Annotated in this window: 6 protein-coding genes; 4 read left to right on the plus strand and 2 right to left on the minus strand. The window is 62.3% G+C overall.

Translation table 11 applies throughout. The features are described 5' to 3' along the window. A partial coding sequence (locus tag QUS11_07355) for a hypothetical protein (protein ID MDM7993116.1) occupies positions 1–515 on the minus strand: 515 nt, incomplete at its 3' end. A gap of 348 nt (positions 516–863) precedes the next feature. Then, positions 864–3,071, minus strand: a complete 2,208-nt coding sequence (locus QUS11_07360) for an ATP-binding protein (protein MDM7993117.1) — start codon at positions 3,069–3,071, stop codon at positions 864–866. A 760-nt stretch (positions 3,072–3,831) separates the two neighbouring features. On the opposite strand from QUS11_07360, the gene QUS11_07365 reads away from it, so the two are divergent. The 4 genes from QUS11_07365 to QUS11_07380 all read left to right on the plus strand — a co-directional run. Beyond that, positions 3,832–4,593, plus strand: a complete 762-nt coding sequence (locus QUS11_07365; protein MDM7993118.1) for a hypothetical protein — start codon at positions 3,832–3,834, stop codon at positions 4,591–4,593. Between the two features lie 40 nt (positions 4,594–4,633). Next, positions 4,634–5,041, plus strand: a complete 408-nt coding sequence (locus QUS11_07370; GenBank protein MDM7993119.1) for a hypothetical protein — start codon at positions 4,634–4,636, stop codon at positions 5,039–5,041. A gap of 87 nt (positions 5,042–5,128) precedes the next feature. Beyond that, positions 5,129–6,205 (plus strand): hypothetical protein, encoded by a 1,077-nt coding sequence (locus QUS11_07375; protein MDM7993120.1) that lies wholly within the window; start codon positions 5,129–5,131, stop codon positions 6,203–6,205. A gap of 283 nt (positions 6,206–6,488) precedes the next feature. Beyond that, positions 6,489–7,171: hypothetical protein (locus QUS11_07380; GenBank protein ID MDM7993121.1), on the plus strand; the 683-nt coding region annotated here is incomplete at its 3' end.

The following is a 7,171-nucleotide window of genomic DNA, read 5'->3' on the forward strand; positions in this document are numbered from 1 at the left end:
GCCTCCCTGTCGCCGAGCTGGAAGAAGCGGTACATCGAAGCCACGGCAAGCTCGGCCATGGTCTTCTGGCCGCGATCCTTCAGATTCTCGATCCTTCCCGCCTCGGCGATGGCCAGCAGGAACGCCGCCCTGGGGTGATCCGTCAGGCCGAGGCTGCTGAGCACTGCGTGCGTGAGGGTGGTGGAATCAGGCTCGCGGATCAGCGTGCAGAGGCCTTCGACGGCTGATTCGTACTCAGGGTAGCCTCTGCCGTGAGAGATCCAGGATATGGATACTCCCAACCCGGAGAGCGTCCGCATAGCCTCGGTGAGCTCCGCCTCCAAGCGCCTGCACCCGATGCCCAGAATGGTCGTCTCGGTGATGTCGCGGCCCCACTCCGGCAGATTGGCGAGCCGTGACGGAAGGCTGTAGGAACTCGAGATGAACACCCCCGCATCGGGGTTCGCGAGGAGGAAGGCCGCTCCTGCGGCCGCTCCGTCCAGACTGTTGTCGATGATCACCGTTCTCTTCGCCATGCGCGCCTCCGGGGTTCGACCCGGAGAAACTATCACGACTGTCATACCCGGTCAAATACTGACGGTTCTCCTTCACGCCCCTGACACGCCGCAGGCTCAATCCCCCGTATCAGCTCAGCCAACCTAGAGAGTCGTGCGCGATGAAACTGTTTCACTCGATACCCGCGTCTGTCACACTCTCGGGCGTGTCCTGGCCTGTGCAGTCGCAGATCAACGGGAGCCCGGGCCTGAATTCCGGTTCCGGAGGAGAACCGATCTCGAGTTCGTCGGCTCTGCAGGGCCTTACGCGAAAGGCAGCGATAAGGGCGGCGGTGGGGAGGACGAGCCTCCGCACCGCGTGCCCCTTCCTCAGGCCGGGTTCCCGAATCCGATCTCCCTGCCGCTCTCGATGCCCTTCATCGCGAGCCTCTCGCTGGTCATCGCTGCTCTCAGGTGCTCCATCGAGAGCGGAACACCCTCCGATGCGATGATGAAGAGAGCTTTGAGTGCGGCGCTCCTGATCGATCCACCGGACAGCTCGAACTCCCGTCCGAGGGCATCGAAGTCGATGTCCGGGGAGAGCGGCACGGATTCGGGGAACATCTTTCTCCAGATGGCGGCCCGTGCTTCCGCGTCGGGGGCCGGGAACTCCACCTTCCACCTGATCCTGCGCTCGAAGGCGGTGTCCATCTTCACGGCGTAGTTGGTGGTGAGGATGAGTATCCCCTCGAAATCGTCCATCTCCTTCAACAGGGTGTTGATGTGGCTGTTGATGTAGTAGCTGTTGTGCGTCGAGGAGTCCACGCGGCTCGCGAAGAGCGAGTCGGCTTCGTCGATCACGAGGACCTCACCGTTCCGGGAGGCGTTTCGGAAGATCTCCACGATGTGCTTCTCGCTCTCACCGACGTACTTGTCCATCATGCCCGAGAGCTGCACTACCCGGATGGGCTTACCGAGCTCACCGGCAATGGCTTCGGCGGTGAGGGTCTTGCCGGTGCCGCTAGGCCCGCAGAAGAGGGCCGAGATCCCCCTGCCGGTCGCATACCTCTCGGCAAGACCCCATTCGTCGAAGACCTTGCTCCAGACCCCGACCGACTCGATGATCTGCTTCACCGTCTCTCTCTGGGACTTCCCGAGGATCACGTCGTCCAGCCGGGCGCGGGGCTCCGCAATGTATGACAGGTCGTCTGCCTTCGCTGCCTTCCTCCCCTCATCCCTGCCGAGGCCGGGCAGGAAGTCGGAGGTGCGCAGCATATGCTCTCCCTCGGGCCTAAGAGAAGCCTTCCGACATGCGAGGCGCACGTATCTCCGGAGCTTCGGCCCGGAGGAGGTGAAACTGTCGGCCACCTTGCCGAGGTCGAGGTCGTCTGCCCTTGGGATACCGGCCGGGATCATGGAATCGATCATCCTGATCCGGTCACCGCGTTCGCTGCGCGGTATCTCGACCATGTAGGTGAGCGTGCGTCCGACAGGACCGAGAGAGGGGGCTCCGTTGGCGGTCATTATGACGGTGCTGCCGTACTCACCGACGATGTCTGCAAAGTCGTCGGCGATGCTGGAGTAGTCTTCCATCTCCAGCAGTCCCTCGGACCGGCTGAACCACGGAACGGCACCGAAGATGCGGGCCGTCTGGAAGGTTCTCTCTATGTCCACGCGGGAGTCGATCTCGTTCTCCAAGTAGGCGGGGGTGCTGATGGCGTAGAGCTTCTTCCCGAGAAGAGATGCAAAGGCCTGTGCCACCTTGTCCTTGCCCGTTGCAGGAGGCCCGTAGAACAGGACGACACGCGGATCCCCCTCGTCGGGATCGTCGAGATCCCGGTCCCCCATCGCCAGTTCGATCTCTGCGATGTGGCGTATCTCCCTTTCGAGGGCGGGAGGGAGGTTCAGGTCCTCGAGGGTGCAGCCGGGTTCGATGATCTTCGAGTGCCCGGTGCCCAAGCCGGCCGAATCGATCCCGTGTATGAGACTGCTGATGGAGAGGGGCATCTCGAGTGTGATGCCGAGGAAGTTCTCCTCGCTCATGTCGTTCCATCTGTATCTCTGTGAATACCGGAGCACCCCGCTACAGATGAGGTTCGAGGCGGGCATGAACAGGTTCCTGTTCCTGAGCTGCTCCTCCTCGTCGGGGAAATGGAGCCTCAGGGCGGCCCTGATGTTGAAACTGCCGCAACCGGTGGCCTGATCGATCAATAGTTCGATCTCATGTCTGGAGTAATAGGCGGCTGCGGTGGCCACGACGGAAGCCTCGACCTCTGAGAGCCCGAACTCCCTCGCGATCCTGACAAGAGGCAGATCGACGATGCCGGCATCCACGGTGGCGTCGGCCTTCCTCTTCAGATTCGCTGCCTTGCGCCGGCAGGCCTCGAGAGCCGGCTTGTCGATCGTCTTCGCTTCTCTGGCGAGCATTCGTGCCTTGCGCCTCTCGGCGGCGGTGGAGCAGGACCCGTAATCCGGTTCGTCGGGTGTCCTGCGAACGCTGCACAGGTCACGGACGAGATCGAAGCAGGCCGAGAGGTACTCGGAGTTGGATTTGAAAGGAACTGCAGACTTGATTCGGACAGATGTGTTATTCGTCATTCTACCTCCATCCCACGGGCTTCATCCACCGGCACCCCCGTGGTGCCTGGCGCTCTCGGACAGAATCCGCGCTTCGATCATCAGAGCATCCTTTCTGCCATCCCATCAGTCTTCCTCTCCCGGCCGCAACTTTCAGCTTCGCCCCCCCCCTCCCGGCCCCTGTGGCCGCCCGGCCCTCGGTGGTTTCTGACGTCAGTTTCTGACGCTTCATCGGTATGTGACGCCTTACCATCAGATTCACATCTATCGTACCGTTTCGTATATTACTGCCATATCACACTGCATTCTCCGGTCGTCTGTCCGACCTCCCGACGGGGAGTGCATCGGTTCGCCCTGGCATAACGCTGCCCGCTTGCGCACTGCGACGTCGGATGTACCTGGAAGTGTGCCGGCGTGGTTGTCCGGCTCAGCGATATATAAGCGCCGTATGCGGCTTTGTCAAGCCCCCTCTTTTAGGCCTGCCTCGAGGAGCCATGAAGCCCTCACCGAGGGCGTTCCTGCCCATCATCACCGCGATCCGCTCCCGCCTCCCGTGGTCATCACGCGGGATCATGCTGTCTGCGTTGTGTTTAGATTTCGGCACTCTCTTCGTTCCCAGTTCCAGGTTCGATATCACTTACTGACTGCAATCAGACCTTTACTAAGCCTGTCGGATTGAACCATCGCCCGAAACATCTTGATATAGTGAGATACTTCGAAGATCTGGCATCGTTATTGCTATATTACCCGGAAAGGCCTCGCGGCCGGAAAGGAAAGAGACATGACAGCAGAGCTGAAGACTCTGTTCGATTTCCTCGAGGTGCCCCTGAACGATTCCCCCACCCTTCTCGACAGGTTCTCCGGGCTTCCCGGCGCGGTTTCCTCCGGGGAGGATGAACACCGATCGGTCTACGTGCCTGGCAACCGTGAGGACAGAGTGATCCTCGTGGCCCACGCCGACACTGTCTGGGCAGGAGACCCGGTTCGCAGCTCGATCACCGACCTGGTCACCGACGGCCACACCGTTCGCTCGACCGACCCATCGAAGGGCATCGGGGCCGACGATAGGGCGGGATGCGCCATCCTCTGGCTGCTGAGGGATTCGGGGCACTCCCTGCTCGTGACCGATGGAGAGGAACACGGACAGACCGGGGCGAACTGGCTGATGGCGAACCGGCCCGGAATCGCCTCAGAGCTCAACGGATCGCACAGGTTCATGGTCGAGTTCGACAGGCGCGATTCCCACGACCTCAAGCGGTACTACGTGGGCACCGACGGGTTCCTCGCCTACGTCGAAAAGAGCATGCCGGGCTTCAGAAGGGCCGTGAATGCCTTCGGGCAGGAGGACAGGGGCAACTCCACCGACATCTGCACCCTATGCGCCGGCATCTGCGGCATCAACCTGAGCGTCGGGTACAGGAACGCGCACAGCGCGGCCGAGACCCTGGTGCTGAAGGACTGGCTCAACACCCTGGAAACGGCCCGGAGCTGGCTGTGCGACAACGGTGAGCTGCCCCTGCATCCGCTTGCCGGGAAGGACTGAACCGCACACACCGGGCCCGGGCCCGGAGAATGGAGGATGCATGTGGCTCTTCACTGATTTCGGGTTCTTCAGCGTAGTCGAGAAACCGGGCGACCGCGGGGATGGGAGGCTCACTGTCAGGGGCCGCATCAGGGCCGACATGGAGTCCTTCCGGGCGCGTCATCTCCCTTCGGCGTCGGAGCTCGTGGAGCTCGACCGGGCCGACTACCGCTACAGGTTCAGGGCCCCGAAGGCCGAGGTGGCACGCGCCATGGCCGCCATCGCGGCCGGGATCGACTACGATGACTTCAAGGCGACCGTCGAAGAGAAGCACGGCTGGATGAGACACGACATCTACGAAACAGTGTGGGCCACCCTACACACCCTCTGCCACCTCGACCAGCCGTCAGCGGATGACCGTCAACCGTCAGCCGCCCTGTCGGGGGATGATCCCGGGCCTGTCCGATGACGGGCCGCCGGGGAATCCCTCAGGCGGCCCGTTCTGGAGCAGCCCGAAAGCGTTTCACTGGCAATCACATTTCGACAGGAGGTGCGCATGGCTACGGGAAAGCTCTCCCTCAAGGAGATGAAGTGTTCCAATTGCGGGGCGGACGTACAGTTCCTGCCCGGGCTCGATCTCACGGTGTGCGGCTACTGCGGCTCGAAGTTCGCGGTTTCGACCCAGGCGGTCGACGTCACCGTCGATCCGCCGGATCTCATCGCTCCCTTCAGGGTCGACGAGGGCGGGTTCCTGAGGGCGATCCGCGGATGGCTGAGCGAGGGCACCTTCACTCCGGACGACGTGCTGACCTCGGAGATCGAGACGAAGGGCACCTATCTGCCCTTCTACGCATGGAGCGGCGAGTACAAGGCCGACTGGTTCGCTTCTTCGGGATACGACCGGCAGGAGGAGTATCTCGAGATGCAGGGCGACAAGCTCGTTAAGAAGCGCCGCACCGTCACTGACTGGCGACCCAGCAACGGCGTGATCAACGGGAAGTACCTCATCTATACGCTGGCGTCGGATTCGGTGGATCCCTCGCTCGCCCGGTTCTGCGAAGAGGTGCCGCCCTCTTCCGCTGTTTCGTTCGATCCCTCGCAGCTCGAAGGCTACGCACTAGAGCCTTTCGAGAAGGACCGCACCGAGTTCCTCACCCACGTAGAGGACCTCGTCGATTCCATCGCCGAAACGAAGGCCCGCCCGCGCGTGCCCGGCGACCGCTGCAAGGACCTCAACTGCACTACCACCCTCATCTCCCAGAACTGCGCCAGGGTCTACCTGCCCTTCTGGGTGACGACCTTCCTGTACGGTGGCGAGCCCTTCAGGTGCGTGGTCGACGGCAGCGACGCCGCGAGGATCGCCGGGACCCGCCCCGTCGACCCGGACAGAATGCAGAAGGCGAAGAGGCTCATGCTCCCCGGCAAGCTGTCACTGCTCGCAGCCGGCGTCTCTCTCGTCCTGCTGCCGATCCTCGGCATGCCGTTCTTCTCGGGGGCGCACAAGTGGATCGTCCTCGGGCTGCTGGGACTGTCGATCGTATCCGCGATCGCAGGGGCGATCGCGAAATCGGTCATGCTCTCTCGTTCCAAGAATCTCCGCCAGAGGCTCCTCGCGGAGATGAACGCGAACTAGACCCGGCATGCTCCGGCGCCCGCCCAGGCAGGCGGGCGCCGGGCGATCCCCCTCGGAGATGCCACCGAGGAAGCATCGGCAAATGACTCCATGTCGTCAGGTATTGATGTGAGTCAGTCAGTTCCGAGTGTATCCACAGAGATGTGATCGCGGGTATCGCCTGTTCAAGCCTTCATCGCGGGAGTACGCCCCTGGCAAGCCGATTGCTCTAAAGTGGTGCGAAGGAATGAAAGACACTGAAGGAAGGAGTCGAATGAACATTCCGGATTGGAACGGTCGCCTCATGGAAGTGGAACGGAGCAGGGGTGGAGTTCTCGCAGCCTGCTCGCACCGCAGGAACCTGGTCTTCGAAGGAGGGGAGGAGGGCCCCGTCCAGCCAGCGATCCTGCAGAAGCTCGTGAAGAGCGACAGAGGATCGAGCTTCGACAGGGAAGCGCTGCGGAATCTCAGGAGGGATCTGGGCTTCTACTGCGACCTCCAGTCCCTCAACAGCGAGGACGCCATCACCTGGTCGGTCTTCGGCACGATAGCCGGATGCGACGAGCAGGCCCGTGCCCGCTGGGCCGACGAGCTGTTCCGCACTGTCGGCCTCGAGCCGGAGCCCACGCGGCATTGCGAGATCGCGCTCTGGAGGAGGGTGCCTCATCCCGAGACGAACGACGGCAACGGCCCCGAAGTCGATTTCTCGGTCGTCACCGATGGCACGATCCTCCTCGGGGAATGCAAGTGGACCTCGCCCGTCGGCTGCAGCCAGGGCAGGAATGGAGACAAGGACCAGATCCAGATGCGCCTCGAGTTCCTCGAGAGGTTGAGATGGCTGCCCTGTTCGGAGGAGAGGGACGGGATGGATGACCTTCCGACGGGTCATGCGCAGTCGATGGGCCCCAGAAGGCTCGTGGTTCTCCTGGTCACCATCTATCCCATGGATATCAGGCCGCACTGGAGAACCGAAGGGATCCACACCGT

Source organism: Candidatus Fermentibacter sp., from assembly GCA_030373045.1.
Classification (GTDB): domain Bacteria; phylum Fermentibacterota; class Fermentibacteria; order Fermentibacterales; family Fermentibacteraceae; genus Fermentibacter.